The sequence below is a fragment of the Lacinutrix salivirga genome (assembly GCF_053604675.1).
Map to the genome: position 1 here is coordinate 13,826 of NZ_JBSHNP010000136.1, position 17,227 is coordinate 31,052.

General features: G+C 31.4%; 11 protein-coding genes. 6 read left to right on the top strand and 5 right to left on the bottom strand.

Going from position 1 to position 17,227, the window contains the following annotated elements; genetic code table 11:
- Nucleotides 1-33: 33 nt before the first annotated feature.
- Together ACVC5O_RS12800 and ACVC5O_RS12805 are read left to right on the top strand one after the other, a co-directional pair.
- Nucleotides 34-1,083, top strand: coding sequence for a nucleoid-associated protein (locus ACVC5O_RS12800; RefSeq protein ID WP_452221881.1), 1,050 nt, complete (start codon nucleotides 34-36; stop codon nucleotides 1,081-1,083).
- A 351-nt stretch (nucleotides 1,084-1,434) separates the two neighbouring features.
- Nucleotides 1,435-3,015 carry a caspase family protein gene (locus tag ACVC5O_RS12805; protein ID WP_452221882.1) on the top strand — a complete coding sequence of 527 codons (1,581 nt, stop codon included), beginning with the start codon at nucleotides 1,435-1,437 and terminating at the stop codon, nucleotides 3,013-3,015.
- 16 nt (nucleotides 3,016-3,031) lie between these two features.
- Here the strand turns inward: ACVC5O_RS12805 and ACVC5O_RS12810 are convergent, their stop codons facing one another.
- Together ACVC5O_RS12810 and ACVC5O_RS12815 are read right to left on the bottom strand one after the other, a co-directional pair.
- Complete coding sequence (locus tag ACVC5O_RS12810) at nucleotides 3,032-4,387, bottom strand: UDP-N-acetylmuramate--L-alanine ligase (RefSeq protein ID WP_452221883.1); 1,356 nt, start codon at nucleotides 4,385-4,387, stop codon at nucleotides 3,032-3,034.
- 557 nt (nucleotides 4,388-4,944) lie between these two features.
- Complete coding sequence (locus tag ACVC5O_RS12815; protein ID WP_452221884.1) at nucleotides 4,945-5,931, bottom strand: tetratricopeptide repeat protein; 987 nt, start codon at nucleotides 5,929-5,931, stop codon at nucleotides 4,945-4,947.
- Nucleotides 5,932-6,099: 168 nt separating this feature from the next.
- Here ACVC5O_RS12815 and ACVC5O_RS12820 point away from each other — a divergent pair, with 168 nt between their 5' ends.
- Nucleotides 6,100-12,192, top strand: coding sequence for an alpha-2-macroglobulin family protein (locus ACVC5O_RS12820; RefSeq protein WP_452221885.1), 6,093 nt, complete (start codon nucleotides 6,100-6,102; stop codon nucleotides 12,190-12,192).
- 2 nt (nucleotides 12,193-12,194) lie between these two features.
- On the opposite strand, the gene ACVC5O_RS12825 is transcribed toward ACVC5O_RS12820, so the two are convergent.
- Genes ACVC5O_RS12825 through ACVC5O_RS12835 form a run of 3 tightly spaced genes read right to left on the bottom strand, consistent with a single transcriptional unit; the run spans nucleotide 12,195 to nucleotide 14,541 of the window.
- Nucleotides 12,195-12,926: a LytR/AlgR family response regulator transcription factor gene (locus ACVC5O_RS12825; RefSeq protein WP_452221886.1), complete on the bottom strand. Its 732-nt coding sequence runs from the start codon at nucleotides 12,924-12,926 to the stop codon at nucleotides 12,195-12,197.
- On the bottom strand, nucleotides 12,923-13,984 hold the full coding sequence (locus ACVC5O_RS12830) for a sensor histidine kinase (protein ID WP_452221887.1): 1,062 nt from the start codon (nucleotides 13,982-13,984) through the stop codon (nucleotides 12,923-12,925). The genes ACVC5O_RS12825 and ACVC5O_RS12830 overlap by 4 nt, the downstream gene beginning before the upstream one ends.
- 44 nt (nucleotides 13,985-14,028) lie before the next feature.
- On the bottom strand, nucleotides 14,029-14,541 hold the full coding sequence (locus ACVC5O_RS12835; RefSeq protein ID WP_452221888.1) for a hypothetical protein: 513 nt from the start codon (nucleotides 14,539-14,541) through the stop codon (nucleotides 14,029-14,031).
- 283 nt (nucleotides 14,542-14,824) lie between these two features.
- On the opposite strand from ACVC5O_RS12835, the gene ACVC5O_RS12840 reads away from it, so the two are divergent.
- From ACVC5O_RS12840 to ACVC5O_RS12850, 3 genes are read left to right on the top strand one after another with little or no spacing between them, the layout of a single operon-like run.
- Entirely contained in the window at nucleotides 14,825-15,199 is a 375-nt protein-coding gene (locus ACVC5O_RS12840) for a DoxX family membrane protein (RefSeq protein ID WP_452221889.1), read from the top strand.
- 60 nt (nucleotides 15,200-15,259) lie between these two features.
- Complete coding sequence (locus ACVC5O_RS12845; protein WP_452221890.1) at nucleotides 15,260-15,838, top strand: hypothetical protein; 579 nt, start codon at nucleotides 15,260-15,262, stop codon at nucleotides 15,836-15,838.
- A 2-nt stretch (nucleotides 15,839-15,840) separates the two neighbouring features.
- Nucleotides 15,841-17,226: a M64 family metallopeptidase gene (locus tag ACVC5O_RS12850; protein ID WP_452221891.1), complete on the top strand. Its 1,386-nt coding sequence runs from the start codon at nucleotides 15,841-15,843 to the stop codon at nucleotides 17,224-17,226.
- Nucleotide 17,227: the final 1 nt, after the last annotated feature.

The window sequence follows — 17,227 nt, forward strand, 5'->3', positions numbered from 1 at the left end:
AATGATTAGTATTGTACTCTCAATTCAAATACTATGATTACACGTAAAAACGCTTCAATTTCAAAATTTATAATCCATAAAGTTGGTAATAAACATAACGACACAAAAAATGCGTTTTCTGAGCAAGAAGTGCATTTTGATGAGGCGAGTTACGAGCTTATGCTTCCGTTTTTACTAAGGCCTTTTGGCTCTGTAGTGCAAAGCTATAGGTTTAATCATCATGCCAATGTGGAGCTTAACGAAATCAATTCGTATAGCAAACAATTATTTAATGAGGACGATGCGTTTATTGAAACCTCAAAACATATCGTAAAACATTTATACGAGCAAAGCGATTCTGCACAAATAAAAACTGGCGATGTGTTAGTTGCCATTTTTGAAGGTATTGAATATAAAGAAATGACCACCAATGCCGTTGGTATTTTTAAAATTGAAAGTAAAACCAATTTCTTTCAAACCTTTTTAGAAGGTAACAGTTACGATGTAATGGTACAAAAAGGGATTAACTCTAAAAAAGTAGATAAAGGTTGCCTTATTTTAAACCAAACCGATACTGAAGGGAACATTATACTAAGTGTAGATAATAACAGCTACGATGCACAATATTGGTTAAATAAATTTCTAAATATTAAGTATGCAGACGATATGAATAACCACACACATAACTACTTAAATATGTGTAGTGAGTTTTCTACCGAAATTTTAAAAACCAGCTATGGTGAGCAAGAACGCAACATCTTTTTAGCAAAAACTATTGATTATTTTAAAGAAAATGAAACTATAAATATTGAAAATTTTAAAGAAGAAGTATTTAACGAAGAAAAACATATTCGTTTATTCGAAGACTTTAAAAAAGAATATGAAGGCGAACAGGATGTACTTATTCGTAATCAATTTGATTTAGCTGAAGCTGTTGTAAAAAAAGACAAGAAAAAGATTAAAACAGACATTAAACTAGACACCAATATACAGATAAAACTAGATATTGATGCGCCAGACGCTGCACAAGAGTATTTAGAACGTGGTTACGACGAGGAGAAAAAAATGCACTATTATAAAGTATTTTTTAATGCTGAAGGGTAAATAGTTTAGATTATTCCACATCACATTAATTTAATCTGAAGGAATTGACAAAAGTATATATTTTGAAAATTATTATTTTTTAATAGAGCAAGATAAAACTATTAGTATTCCAAATTAATAGATTCCTCTTATTTAATTAAGAGTAATAATTTCATAATTTCTGGTCTTTGATTAAATATTAGAAATGTAGTTATCTAGAATAGTTGTTGAATTAATACATTTTAAAAAACGCAGCTATTTTCTACTCAATGTCAGTTGAAATATTAAAAAAAATCTTATCTTAGTTTATACTGTTACAAATTATAAAAAACAACTTACGTCTAAAAAATTGCGATTAATCCAAAAACTTAAGTGACTAAAAAAGGAAAAAACTATATTTTAACCATTGCCATAGACAATTATTCAGATTCTAATTTTTCTACTTTAAATAATGCAAAACTTGATGCAGAGAATATTCAAAATATACTATTAGATAGTTATGGGTTTGATTTAATTGAAGATACAATTACTGATGAAAATGCTACTCGAGAAAAAATCGTTAATACTCTTGCTTCATTAGCAGGTAAACTTATACCACAAGATAATATTATCATCTATTATGCAGGACATGGTATTATAAATAATAAAAATAAAGGCTATTGGGTTCCTTCTAATGCTAAGCATTCCTCAATTGCAACTTACATAAACAATTCAACTATTATTGATTTAATTGAATCTATAGAAGCTAAACATTTATTTTTAGTTTCTGATTCTTGTTTTTCTGGCTCATTTATTTCAAGAAATAGATCTGTTGATTTTTCTCAATCTTACAAAAAACTAAATGAAAAGTCATCCCGTTGGATTCTAACCTCAGGTAGACTCGAAAAAGTAACAGATGGTGAACCTCTAAAAGGAAGTCCTTTTGCAAATTCATTTTATGACTACCTTAATAATAACAAAAACCCATACTTTTCTTTATCTGAGTTAGCTAATTATGTAATAAAAGAAACAAGTTCTAAAACACAACAACAACCTATCTGTTCCCATCTTCCAAGTTACGATAATGTAGGAGGTCAAATGGTATTCAAATACACACCTAATCAAGGTAAAAGTAAAGTTGGTTGGGAAGCAAAATTTGAAGAGTTTTGCAATTCAAAAGAAACAATAAAAGAATGGCCTCATATATCTCAGTACAATTCTGAAACGAAATCGTTAGGAAGATGGTGTTCAGACCAAAGAAGCTTTAAAAGAGCAAAAAAACTAAGTGCAGAAAACGAAAAACGGCTAATTGATGCTGGTTTTGTTTTTAACCCTTATATTAAGAAATTTTACACAGGTTTTGGCAAATTTATGGCATTTATGCACCTCACAGGATTCAATTATGTACCTTCTCATTTAAGCAAACAATATAATGTTGAATTAGCTTGGTTGAGATTGCAAAGAAATAGTTTTAGAAAAAACCCTGAAAATTATCCAAAATACAGATACGATTTATTAATTAAAAATGGAATAGCATTACATACAACCTCTAATGAAGAAATATGGGATGAATTTTGTGAAGAATTAATTAAATTTTATTCTACAAACGAAAAATACACTACAATTCCCTCACAAGTAGCAGAAGATTATAAAATCAATTGGTTAGGCAATAAACTAAATGATTATATGACCTATTGGAAAAAAGGGAAATTATCTACAGAAAAAGTAGATTTCATTTCTCAATATGTTGATAAGGATTACTTAAAAAACAAACACAAAAGAAGTTTTCTTAAAAAAGTCAAAGAACTAAAAGAATTTCAAAATGGAAATAAAAATAAAATTCCAAAACAAAGAGGAGAAAATAAAGCGTTAGGTCTTTGGTTTGCCCAAATAAAATGTGCATTAAACAAGGGTACAAAAAAATCATTACCTATTTGGAAAATAGAAGTATTAAAAAAAGAAGGAGTAATTTAAATACTTAAAGTTTCAATTACCCAATCAACCCTTTAATAGCACCAAAATCCAAACCACCATAATTACCACTACTCATAAGTAACAAGGCTTTATCATCAAAATTCTGTGAGAATAAAAACTGCTTAAATTCTTCAGGAGTAGTATAAATTTTTAAGTCGTCGCGCTCAAAAGCAGTTGCTATTTGTGCTTTAGTAACCTCTTTCAGTTTTTTAATTTCTACAGCATCTGGCGAGTAAAAAACCACAGCAACATCTGCAGCATCTAAAGCGCCTTTATATTCTTTTAAAAATTCAGCATTTAAACTACTATACGTGTGTAATTCCAAACAAGCTACAAGTGTTCTGTTCTCATATTGCTCTTTTACAGCAATTGTAGTCGCTTCTACTTTACTTGGTGAGTGCGCAAAATCCTTATAAGCAACACTAGTTTTACTTTCAGCAATTTTCTCTAAACGTTTGCTTGCGCCTTTAAAAGTGGAAATGGCTTCGTAAAAATCGTCCTCATCAATTCCCATGTGCTGGCAAATCCATTTTGCTCCTGCTAAATTATTAAGATTGTGTTTTCCAAAAACTTCAATTGGCAAGTCGCCTTCTGGAGTTTGTAATAAAGTCTGTCCGTTTTCTACAGTATATTCTGGCGTTTGATAGGCTATTTTTCTAATGGCATTTTCGCTAGCTTCCACTACACGCTTTACCTCAAGGTCTTCTTCGTTATAATTTATGCTTCCTCCATTTACAATACTATCTACAAAAATGCTAAACTGCTCTACATAATTCTCGTAAGTTGGGAATACATTAATATGATCCCAAGCAATACCACTTAATAAAGCAATATTAGGTTTGTATAAATGAAATTTTGGTCGTCTGTCTATTGGCGAACTCAAATACTCATCGCCTTCCAAGACTATAAAATCGTTGTCTTCGGTTAATTTTACCATAACATCAAAGCCTTCTAATTGTGCACCAACCATATAATCGACATCGCGATCGTGATAATGCATTACATGTAAAATCATTGAGGTTATGGTTGTTTTTCCATGGCTTCCTCCAATAACAACTCGTGTTTTTTGTTTGGACTGCTCGTATAAAAACTCTGGATAACTATAAATTTTTAAACCCAACTTTTGTGCTTTAAGCAATTCTGGATTGTCTGCTTTCGCATGCATACCCAAAACAATAGCTTCTATATTTGTAGTTATTTTTTCTGGAAACCAGCCAAAAGATTCTGGCAATAACCCCTTAGCTTCTAATCTCGATTTTGAAGGCTCAAAAATAGTATCGTCACTTCCTGTAACTTGATATCCTTTGTTGTGTAAGGCTAAAGCAAGATTGTGCATGGCACTTCCTCCAATAGCTATAAAATGTACGTTCATAGCGTTTTTTTACGAAGTGTAAATATACTAATTGATTGCTAAATGTTGAAGTGAATGTGACTAATTAATACTACTTATTTCTACAAACAGGTGTCTGGTCGAGCGCAGTCGAGACCTACTTAAAACTTATCGACATATAAACCTTTCGACTGCGCTCAAGGAGACATTGTTAGAATTACCAAATTGTAATTAAATTCACTTACAAAGCTTCTATTAACGCTTTTTCGTCTTTAATGTGACTAATTAATACTACTTATTTCTACAAACAGGTGTCTGGTCGAGCGCAGTCGAGACCTACTTAAAACTTATCGATATATAAACCTTTCGACTGCGCTCAAGGAGACATTGTTAGAATTATAAAATTGTAATTAAATTCTCTTACAAAGCTTCTATTGTCACTTACTCGTCTTTAATGTGACTAATTAATACTACTTATTTCTACAAACAGGTGTCTGGTCGAGCGCAGTCGAGACCTACTTAAAACATATCGATATATAAACCTTTCGACTGCGCTCAAGGAGACATTGTTAGAATTACCAAATTGTAATTAAATTCTCTTACAAAGCTTCTATTGTCACTTTCTCGTCTTTAAATACCTCAATTTTTGGCAAGTCAACAATGGCTTTATTAATCCATTTTAAAGCCTCTTTCTTATCCTTTTGGTGTTTATTAATTTGTGCTAATCTGTAATACGCCCAAGCTTTTGGCACGCCATCTTTTGCGCTGTAGTTTTCAATGTAAATAGATAAGCATTTTTCGCCTTTATCTAACTCTAAGTTGTATTCTGCACATACTTTACCAATTTGATAATGCATCGCATTGCGCTTGTGTTTCTGGCTAGCTTCTTCTAAATTCTTAATCGCTTTATTGGGTTGCTTTTCTTTTTCGTAAAGTGCAGTTAACTTATCGTAACACGTTAATGAGCCGCCTTCTGTAATCGCCATTTTATAATATTTTTCGGCTAACTCTGGTTCATCATCATACTCGTAAATATATCCTTTTGCTAAATAGCCATCCACTTTAGAAAGTGCTTCTAATTCATTGGCATATTTAAACGATTTCTTTTTGCTTCCTCCAACAATTCCTGGTAATTGCATGTATAATTCCACCAAAGCCCAACGTGCATCAATATGTTTTGGGTCTAAACTTGCAGCTTTTAAAAACGCTGTTTTTAGATCGTCTATAATACTCAACGCTTTAAATTTACTAACGCTTAATGCCTTCATACCCAATGCTCCTCCATATTTATAATGAAAATTTGCATTACTATCTTCTGCTTCTGTAAGTTGTTTGTAATACGTTATGGCATCGTCCCATTTTTTTTGGTGACCATAAGCATCGCCTAATAATTCAACAGCTCTTAAATCGTTTTTATGCGAAGCAACAAAAGGAATTAAAATGTTTTCAGCTTTAGCAAATTGCTTTTTTGCAATTAACTGTTGCGCAGTATCTACAGCATTTTGACCATAAATAAAAAACGGAAAACAGAAAACAATTACTAATAGTCGCATTATAGTTGTATTTAATCTTATTCTTTTTTGCATTACAAAACTACACTTTTTAATGGTTTAAAACTTTACGTACTAAAATGTTAACTAAAATGGTTTTCACTATAAAAAATAGTAACTTCACTCATTGAACTCCTACTTTAACTCATTTATTGTTTTTCGGAACAACTTTTGACGTTAGTATTGTAAGACTTTAAATTTTATATGATGAAGAATTACCTCTATATTTTAATGATTTTTTTAACCACAACACTACAAGCACAAAACAATAACTATTCCGAATTATGGAATACTGTTGAAAATTTTGAAAAAAAAGGCTTGCCAAAATCGGCTTTGGAAGTGGTAGAAACCTTATCTAGCAAAGCAAAAGCAGATAAAAACGATGCACAACAAATTAAAGCCTTACTCTACAAAAGTAAATATGCATTAACTTTAGAAGAAGACGCTCAACTTAAAGTTATTAATGACTTTAAAGCCGAAATAGAAATCAGCGCAGTACCAACAAAAAACGTACTACAAAACCTGCTTGCAAATTTATACTGGCAATATTTTAACCAAAACAGATATAAATTTTATAACCGAACTAAAACGGAAGACAAAGTAGATACTGAGGATTTTAGAACTTGGGATTTACAAACACTCTTTAACGAAGTGCACCAACATTACCAAGCGTCTTTAGAAAACGGTTTAGTTTTACAACAAACTAATTTAGAGGCTTTTGATGCTATAATTAACAAACAAAAAGACTCCAGAATTTACAGACCAACGTTATACGATTTACTCGCTCATAATGCACTAACATTTTATAAAACTACAGAGAATTCGATTACACAACCTGCTTATAAATTTAAAATTGACGACACGAAATATTTAAGCGATGCACAAACATTTTCGCGTATAAAAATTACTTCTAAAGATGAGAACTCTTTACAATTAAATGCATTACATCTTTATCAGGAACTCATTAAGTTTCATTTAAAAGATAAATCGCCTTTTGCTTTAGCAGATGTTAATATTGAACGTTTAAATTTTGTAAAAGAAAACGCGACGTTTTCCAATAAAGAAAATACTCTTTTAAAAGCCTTACAAAGCGAAGTCAACACACATAAAAACCATGAAGTTTCAGGATTATACAGCTACGAGATTGCTAATATTTACGCACAACAAGGCAATAATTTTGTACCAAATACCAATTCTGAAAACCGTTGGAAATTAAAAGAAGCATTAGAGATTTGTAATACTATAATTAGTAAGTACCCAAAAAGTAGAGGTGCAGAAAAATGTGAGGCTCTAAAAAGTCAAATTTTAATGGAATCCCTTCAAATTTCTACTGAAGGTAATTTGCCAATCCAACAATGGAGCAAATTATTAATAAATTATAAAAATATAAATAGCATCAATTTTAAAATTGCAAAGGTTAGTGTTAACGACTTAAAAACGCTTCGAAGTAAACACAGACAAGAAGAGCAATTAGAATTTTTACAACAACTCAATGCTTTACATGCTTTTAAAACCGATTTAAAAAACGAAAACGACTACCAAAAACACAGTACAGAAATTGTAATACCTAAATTAGACAATGGCCATTATATCTTATTCGGTAAAGTGAATAACACGCGTAATTCGTTTGCTTATCAAGACATTCAAGTTACCAACTTGGCATACATTCAAAAAGAAGAAAACAAAGCTATAAACTACCAAATAATTAATAGAAACAATGGAAAGCCAATAGCTAATGCTAAAGTAAAGGTCTCCTATAAAAAGAACAATCAAAATAGTTTTAAAACCGAGAGTTTTACAACTAATCAAAAAGGGGAATTCTCAATAGCCAAAGTAGATTACAGACGTAATTTCCTCTCGTTAAACATTACAGCTCCAAACGACGAGGCGCTTTTTGACAATCTTTATTTAAACAGATATTACAACTACAATCAAAACGAAGAGCGTACACAATACAGAGGCTTTTTGTTTACAGATCGTAGTATTTACAGACCAGGACAAACGCTCTATTTTAAAGGAATTACAATGAAAACGTTTGATAACAAATCGGAAGTTTTAAATGGACAACCTGTAACAGTTACACTTTATAATGTTAATGGAGAAGATGTTGGATCACTAGATTTAAAAACCAACGATTATGGTTCGGTTGCTGGCGAATTTATTCTGCCAAACAATGGATTAACAGGTAATTATTCTATTCAGCTAACAGGACAATATAACGTAAATGCCTATCAATCGTTTTCAGTCGAAGAGTATAAACGTCCAAAATTTGAAGCTAAATTTAATCCTGTAACCGAAACCTATAAAGTAAACGATAGCATTTTGGTAAACGGAAACGCCTTAGCTTATGCAGGAAGCAATATTACAGATGCTAAAGTGGTGTATCGTGTACACAGAAAAGTACAATATCCAAGTTGGTATTATTGGTACAGACCATATTTTAATAGCGAACCACAAGAAATCACACATGGCGAAACTACGACTAATGCTAAAGGAGAATTTGATATTACTTTTAAAGCCTTACCAGACGACAGTGTAGATAAAACCACCTTACCAATCTTTAAATACGAAGTCACTGCAGATATTACAGACGTAAATGGAGAAACCAGAAGCGCAACAACCATTGTATATGTTGGCTATCATGCCTTATTAGCCACAGTGTCTATTGATAGTAAAGTTGATAAAGAATCTAAGGATAACACATTAACTATAGACACTAAAAACCTTAATGGCGAATTTGTACCAGCAAAAGGAACCATAAAAATTTACAAATTAAATGCTCCAAATACGGTTTTAAGACCAAGACCTTGGCAAGCACCAGATTATCAAGTAATTCCTAAAGAAGAATTCAGTACTAAGTTTCCGCATGAAGCGTATAGTAACGAACACAATAGTTTACTCTGGAAAAAAGGAGAAGAAGTGTTTTCTAAAACCTTCAATACCGAAAAATCTAAAACGCTAAAACTTGGTAATATTAAAAGATGGGAATCAGGAAACTACGTGGTGGTTTTAGAAAGTAAAGACAAATTTGGACAACTGGTAAAAGATGAAGCGCGACCATTTTTATACAGCGATAAAGACAAAACATTAGCAGACAACCAACTGTTTAGTATTACCACAAACAAAAGCGAATACAAAACGAATGAAACTGTTGAGCTTACTATTGGTTCTGCAGCAAAAAATCTTGTTGTTACTATAGATGTGGAGAAAGCACACAAAACGATTCGTACAGAAATTATTACGCTTAATAACAACAAAAAAACAATTACAATTCCTGTTTCTTCGGAAGACTTAGGAGGTTTTGTAGTACACTACAGTTATGCTTTCAACAACAGTTTTGCGGCTAGTAGCTTACCGATAACTGTACCTTATCCTAAAACAGATTTGGAGATTGAAACGCTAACGTTTAGAGATAAGCTACAACCAGGAACAGACGAAACTTGGCGTTTTAAAATTAAAGGACCAAAAGGAGATAAAGTAGCTGCAGAGCTATTAGCAAGTATGTACGATGCCTCTTTAGACCAATTTAAAACACACGATTGGACATTTACTCCAATCCAACGTCCTTATTATTATAGTCGTATTCGTAGAAACGCAGGACAAAGCTTTAACGCTCAAGGTTTCCGAATTCAGAATTTATATAATAATTATCGAAATTACGCACCTCAGTATTTTGATGGTATAAATATGTTTGGATTGTATTTTGGAGGTGGAAATTTAAATTATCGTTTTAAAAGAATGTCTGCAGGAATTGAAGTTGTTGCAGACGAAATGGAACTAGAAGAATCTATTGTAATGGAAAGTAAAATAGCTGCTGCTCCTGCCGCAACAAATGCATCTGGAAATGAAGATTCAAGTGGTATTTTAGGCTTATTAAATGTTGAAGGAGATAATTCTACCAATGAACCAGGTTCACCAAAAAAAGCAGACTTCTCTGGAGTAACTATTCGTAAAAACCTCCAAGAAACGGCTTTCTTTTTTCCACAATTACAAACAGACAACGAAGGACATATTAGTTTTAGTTTTACCACTCCAGAAGCTTTAACCAAATGGAAACTGCAAGTATTAGCACACACTAAAACACTAGAAAGTGCTGTAACTAGTTTAGAAACTGTAACTCAAAAAGAGTTAATGGTAATACCCAATGCACCTCGTTTTTTACGCGAAGGCGATCAAATTAGTATTAGCACTAAAATTGCTAATCTTACAGACAAAGCGTTAAAAGGTGTTGCTGTGCTTCAGTTATTCGATGGATTAACAGGGAAACCAATTGACGAAAAATTATCTAATGCGTATAACGAGTTAGGGTTTTCTGCAGCTGCTAAAGGCAATACACAAGTCACTTGGAATTTAGATATCCCTTTTGATGTTGAGGCAATTCAATATAAAATAATTGCAAAAGCAGGCGATTTTAGCGATGGCGAACAAAACGCACTTCCTGTGTTAACTAACCGAATGTTAGTTACCGAAACCTTGCCAATGTGGATTAAAAGCAACGAAACCAGAACATTTACACTAGATAAATTAAAGACAACGAACTCTTCAACTTTAAAACACCATAAATTAACTTTGGAAATTACGAGTAATCCTGCTTGGTATGCTGTACAAGCTTTACCTTATTTAATGGAATACCCTTACGAGTGTAACGAACAAACCTTTTCGCGCTACTATGCCAATGCTTTGGCTAGTCACATTGCGAATAGTAATCCAAGAATTCAAGAGGTGTTTAACCAATGGAAAAATACAGATGCATTATTATCTAATCTAGAAAAAAACCAAGACTTAAAATCTATTTTAATACAAGAAACACCTTGGTTACGAGATGCACAAAGCGAAACCGAACAGAAAAAACGTATTGCATTATTATTTGATTTAAATAAAATGACTAACGAGTTGCAAAACGCAAAACGTAAACTAAAAAATAACCAGATGAGTAATGGCGCTTGGCCTTGGTTTAATGGTGGACGCGCAAATCGTTACATCACTCAACATATTATTACTGGTTTCGGACATTTGGATAAACTTAATGTCACGTCGAGCGCAGTCGAGACGTCTTCAATGATAGAAAAAGCAATTGCTTATTTAGATGCTGAATTTGTACAAGAATATAAAGACATTAGAAAATACAATAAAAATGTAGATTTATCTAAAGACCATTTAAGCTACACGCAATTGCATTATTTATATATGCGAAGCTTTTATCCTGAGATAAAACAATCGAAACAAGTACAGGAAATTACAGATTATTACCAAACTCAAATCCAGAAATATTGGTTATCGCGTTCTTTGTATGCTAAAGGCATGATGGCTTTAGTCACCAATAGAATGAACGATAAAACAACGGCAAGCAACATTTTAAAATCGTTAAAAGAAACCAGTATTACTAATGAGGAATTAGGTATGTATTGGAAAGAAAATACGAGTTCTTGGTATTGGTATCAAGCTCCAATTGAAACACACGCCTTGTTAATTGAAGCCTTTGCGGAAGTTGGCACTGTTATTCACAGCGAAGCGAAGAATCTTGAAGATATAGATAATCTTAAAATTTGGCTGCTAAAAAACAAGCAAACTAACCGTTGGAAAACCACCAAAGCAACAACAGAAGCTGTGTATGCTTTACTATTACAAGGCAGTGATTGGTTAAGTGTTACAGATAGGGTTGATGTGGTTATTGGAGGACAACAAATTTCACCTTCTAAATTAGAAGATGTAAAAGTAGAAGCTGGAACAGGCTATTATAAAACGGCTTGGAATCCTGCGAAAATTACTCCAGAAATGGCAACTGTAAAACTCACAAAAAAAGGAAAAGGTATAGCTTGGGGAAGTTTATATTGGCAGTATTTTGAGGATTTAGATAAAATTACTTCAGCAGAAACACCTTTAAAATTGAAGAAAAAATTATTCTTAAAAACGAATACTGATACAGGTGAAGAGATTTCCGAAATCACAACAGAAACGCAACTTAACGTTGGTGATTTAGTAAGAGTACGTATAGAATTACGTAGCGATAGAAATATGGAGTTTATACACATGAAAGATATGCGAGCTGCAGGTTTAGAACCTGTAAACGTGATCTCGCAATACAAATGGCAAGATGGTTTAGGCTATTATGAAAGTACTAAAGACGCAAGTACTAACTTCTTTTTTGATTATTTGCCCAAAGGCGTTTATGTTTTTGAATACGATTTACGTGTAAATAATGCAGGAAATATGAGCAATGGCATTACAACAATACAAAGTATGTATGCTCCAGAATTTAGTAGCCATAGCGAAGGTGTTCGAATTACAGTGGAGTAAATTTAAAAACTTAACCGATCTTTAAATATGTAAGATTGTCTTCTGGAGATTTCAATTTCTTCTCCAGAATTCATCTCAATTTTTAGTTTCCCGTTAAACCAAGAGACTACTTTTTTAACATGATTAATGTTTATTATTTGCTGTCTATTCGCTCTAAAAAATACATCACTAGGTAATTTTTCTTCTATTTGTGATAGCGATTTATAGATTAATGGTTTGTACTCTTCAAAAAAGACACGTGTGTAATTACCGACTATTTCGAATATAAAAATATCCTGAATTTTAACTAGCCAACATTTTTCGCCATCTTTAATAAATATCTGTTTATCTAAAGTTAATACTTCTTCTTTTTTTCCATTTACTAAAGGTATTGAGCTGTTTCTCTCAATAACTTTAGAGATGGAACTAGAAAATCGTTTTTGATTTATCGGCTTTAATAAATAATCAAAGGCGTTATACTCAAAGGATTTTATGGCATACTCATCAAAAGCCGTTGTGAAAATAGTTATTGGCACTTCATCTAGCATTTCTAAAAGCTCAAAACCATCTTTCTCAGGCATATTAATGTCTAAAAAAAGTAAATCTGGATTCGTTTTATTTATAAGTTCAAAACCATCGTCTACATTTTCTGCTTCACCAACAAGCTCAATTTCTTTATGCGCTTTAAAAAGTTCCTTTAGCTCATTACGAGCTAAACGAGAATCTTCAACAATAACAGCTTTTAATGTAATCATATTAATGGCATTTTAATAGTAGCAACCACTAAGTGTTCAATTTCTTTTATACTAAATGTTGCCTCATCTCCATACAGTAATTCCAATCGTTTTTTTATGTTTAGTAAACCTAATTGTGTAGTGTTTACACTTTTTTGTAAGCTTCCAGAATTAGCAACTTCTATTTGTAATTGGTTTTCTTTAACTTGTATTTTTACACTTACTTTTCCTCCATTTTTTAAATTAGAAATACCATGCTTAAGTGCATTTTCTACTAACATTTGAATAATCATTGGTGGAATTTTTTTGTTTAAAGACTCTTGATCAATATGAGTTTCAAAATGTAAACGGTCTTCAAACTGAATTTTAGAAATTTCTACATAATTTTCTACCATTTCTAATTCATCTTCCAATGCAATAGAATTTACTTCACTTTTAGTTAATGAATACCTTAAAGTTTCAGATAAATTAGTAAGCATTTGCCTTGCTTTAATTACATCTTCTAACATTAAACCACGAATATTATTTAAACTATTAAACATAAAATGTGGATTTATTTGCCCTTTTAAAGTATTGAGTTGAAATTCTTTAAGGTTGGATTCTAATTGCAATTGTTTTAATTGTACTTTTTTTAATTGATGATATATTTTTATAGTTAAAAAAATAAAAAGCCAAATGACAAATAGCGTCGCAAAATAAACGACATTATATATTTTACCTATTGTATCTGCAACAACATATTTTCCAGTTATTACTTCAGAAACATAACCCAAAATAGGCCAAATTAGTAAATTATAAAATATTTGGGTAGCTATAAAAACTAATATAATTGGTGCTAATAAACTTACAAACCTCTTATTTAAATCTATTTTATAATCTATATAAAGTGAAATAATAAAACTACATATATATGCGAAAATGGCACAGGAAAAACTTTCTGATAAAATCAGTATCAAACCATCATTAGTTAACGGTTCTGATCTTAAAAAAAGTTTAGGTCCAGCTAACGTTAGAAAAAAGATAAGACTCCAACCAATTAAAGCAAAAACTATATAAAACTTATGTAAAGATAACTTCATTGTTTAGAACTTAATTATAGTACAATATACTGCTTATTAAATTTTTATTGTAGTTGTAATTCATTTTCTATTGTTGTTTCTAACAACGCAATCTCTTTATCTGTTCTCTTATAAGCTAAATAGCCAAAAAAGCCTACTACAACAATATACATTATTACGCCTAAAGTGCCCTTTACATTTGACTCAAGATAAATAACCGCAGATGGAATTAAGGTAAGCATCCAAAATGACATAAAATACATTTCGTATTTTTTACGATTAGTCATATAAATTTTTAATTTTGAAATACTTGCAACTAAAGAGGTGTGTGTATATGTCTTTTGCTTGATTCCCTTTAGGGATAAAAAATTATCCATAAAAAATATTAAACCTAATACTCCTGTTAATAGTATTACAACATTTATACTGTTTTCTCTAGAATGATATACAAGCGACAACGACACTATTATTAAAATTACAGAAGATAATTTTGCCATTTTGCCTCCAAGCAAGAGCCTATTAAACTTTGTTAATTGAATTTGAAAAGTGTCTTGATTTTTTGCTTTTGAATGTGTCATAATTTTTGTTTTTAATGATTTATAAAATTTAATTTAATACAATATCAACGATTAGTTGCACTACTGCCTTTGCTAGATTAATCATATTTTTTTTTTATTAGTTAATACTGTAAATATATAAACCATTAAAGCTTAAAAAATTGAATATATGATGAGTGGTTATTAAATTATGGTAAGCGGAAAAATAACAGGATTGTTAGAAAAACTGAAATAATACGACCAAGTAATAAAATGTTTAAACTATAAATGTTTATATTAAATCACTAACTAACACCAAATAAATATGAATTCAAAAGTTTTTATGGTTCTAAGAATACTACTTGGAATTTTCGTTTTAGTCTTTGGACTTAATAAGTTTTTAAGTTTTTTACCAATGCCAGAGCTCTCTGCAGAAGCAGGAGCGTATTTTGGTGCATTAATGGCTGCAAAAACAATGATGCTTGTTGGTATTGTTGAAGTTGTCGCTGGTGTAGCATTAATATTCAATAAATATGGTGCTTTATTTGCACTAATTTTAATGAGTATTTCTATAAACGCAGTGTTATTTCACGCAGTTTTAGATCCTGCAGGAATTGGAGGAGCTGCAGTGTTACTTGTTTTAAACGTCCTTGTAATTTATGGATATCGACATAAATACAAGGATTTACTTAAAGAATAAATTATACTAAAGAGGCTTTTAAGTCTCTTTTTTTAGTATTAAAATGATTATTCCTTAACTTTGTGTTTTATTTTTGAATCCCAAATCATTCATTTAGTGCGTTATAAGTCTATACATAAAATCCATTTTTTAAATCTATTGCAATACGTTGTTATAGTATTTACTGGATTACTTTTTATGCAATCTTGTAAAACCGCAACAACTAATTCTTCCGTAGATACTATAAATAAAACAGATAAAACTGTAGCATCTCAACCTAAATTGGTGTTTCTAAATTATACTATTTACCAGAATGCTTCAGCAGAAAAAACAATGACTTTTATTAATAAAATAGTTGTAGATGGTAAAGCGAAGAAGAACAGTAACAACTTTAAAAAACAAGGCAAAAAAGGTGACTTAGAATGTCTTCAACTGTATAAAAACGATATTATTTTAGATAAATTTTATATTGATAATCCTTTAAAAATGGTTGCTGAAACCGTTAACGACGATAATTCATTTACCAAAACAGCATTAGATTTAGATAGCACTCAAGTGTCTTTAAGAATACAATTGCATCCAAAAGCCACACATATAAGGATTGGAGAACTTAATACAAATAATAAGGTAAACACTTTAATTACCACAAAAATACATTAGCCATGAAACTAATTTTAAACTTACTTTTAATAGCCATTTTTTCGCTCTCGGTAACTGCGCAAACGTTTCCTGTAGAAACTATAAAAGATAATGGAAATAGCGATAATCGCATAAATATTGTGATTTTAGGCGATGGCTATCAAAATTCTGAACTGGATCAGTTTATTACTGATGCTACCAGTTTTAGTAATAGTTTATTTAGTCAATCTCCATTTTTAGAATATGAAAGTTATTTTAATGTGTATGCCATAAGGGTACCTTCTAATGAGAGTGGCGCAGACCATCCAGGTACAGCAGCAGACGAGCCTTCGAATCCTGTTCCTGTAAGTGATGTCGATACGTATTTTAATTCTGCGTTCGATTCTTTTAATATCCATAGATTATTAACCAGCCAATATGCACCAATAAATACAGTGTTAGCCAACAACTTCCCAAATTATGATGAAGCTTTAGTATTGGTTAACTCTCCTTATTATGGAGGTAGTGGTGGACAGTTTGCGGTATCCTCAACAGGATCAAATGCTAATGAAATCTCTATTCACGAAATAGGTCACTCGTTTGGAAATTTAAGAGATGAATATTACGCTGGAGATAATTATGCGCAAGAAGGGATTAACATGACTCAAGATAATAATCCTACAACTGTAAAGTGGAAAAACTGGATAAATACAAATGGTGTTGGTACTTATGTTCATGGAAGCTCAGGACAAAGTGCAACTTGGTACAGACCACACCAAAATTGTAAAATGCGATATTTAGGTGCTCCATTTTGTGCAGTGTGTAAAGAAGGTTTTGTTGAAAAAATACATAGCTTAGTATCTCCAATAGATAGTTATTCTCCTAATATAAATACTGTTGAAAATCCTTCGTTTCCTGCAGATTTTCAATTAGATCTCATACTTCCAAACCCAAATACTTTAGAAACCACTTGGACTTTAAACGCTAGCGAATTTGCTACAAATGTAAATACAGTGTCTTTAGAAGAAAGCGATTTAAACGATGGTACTAATTTTTTAATGGCAGTTGTGCATGATAATTCGCCTTTACTGCGTGTAGATAATCATGAAACAATCCATATCTATACAGTAAGTTGGACTATAAATGCAGCTTTAAGTGTAGAAGAATTTACAACCGAAAGCAATGCATTTAGCATTTCTATGTTTCCTAATCCTTCGCAAAACGTTGTGACTTTTGAGTTTGAAAGTAGAATTAATAAAACAATGACTATTGAGTTGGTTACTATGGAAGGCAAACTTATTAAACGCGTAGAGTTTAACAACACACAGTCGCCTCAAATAGATATTAGCGCATTAAGTGATGGTGTATATCTTACCAATTTTTATGTGGATAACACCAAAATTGCTACCAAAAAATTGGTTAAAAATTAAT

What these genes read in the sequence shown, in the direction of transcription:
- ACVC5O_RS12800 (WP_452221881.1), top strand. Translation starts at nt 34, where the DNA reads ATGATTACACGTAAAAACGCTTCAATTTCAAAATTTATAATCCATAAA.
- ACVC5O_RS12810 (WP_452221883.1), bottom strand. Translation starts at nt 4,387, where the DNA reads ATGAACGTACATTTTATAGCTATTGGAGGAAGTGCCATGCACAATCTT.
- ACVC5O_RS12815 (WP_452221884.1), bottom strand. Translation starts at nt 5,931, where the DNA reads ATGCAAAAAAGAATAAGATTAAATACAACTATAATGCGACTATTAGTA.
- ACVC5O_RS12820 (WP_452221885.1), top strand. Translation starts at nt 6,100, where the DNA reads ATGATGAAGAATTACCTCTATATTTTAATGATTTTTTTAACCACAACA.
- ACVC5O_RS12825 (WP_452221886.1), bottom strand. Translation starts at nt 12,926, where the DNA reads ATGATTACATTAAAAGCTGTTATTGTTGAAGATTCTCGTTTAGCTCGT.
- ACVC5O_RS12830 (WP_452221887.1), bottom strand. Translation starts at nt 13,984, where the DNA reads ATGAAGTTATCTTTACATAAGTTTTATATAGTTTTTGCTTTAATTGGT.
- ACVC5O_RS12835 (WP_452221888.1), bottom strand. Translation starts at nt 14,541, where the DNA reads ATGACACATTCAAAAGCAAAAAATCAAGACACTTTTCAAATTCAATTA.
- ACVC5O_RS12840 (WP_452221889.1), top strand. Translation starts at nt 14,825, where the DNA reads ATGAATTCAAAAGTTTTTATGGTTCTAAGAATACTACTTGGAATTTTC.
- ACVC5O_RS12850 (WP_452221891.1), top strand. Translation starts at nt 15,841, where the DNA reads ATGAAACTAATTTTAAACTTACTTTTAATAGCCATTTTTTCGCTCTCG.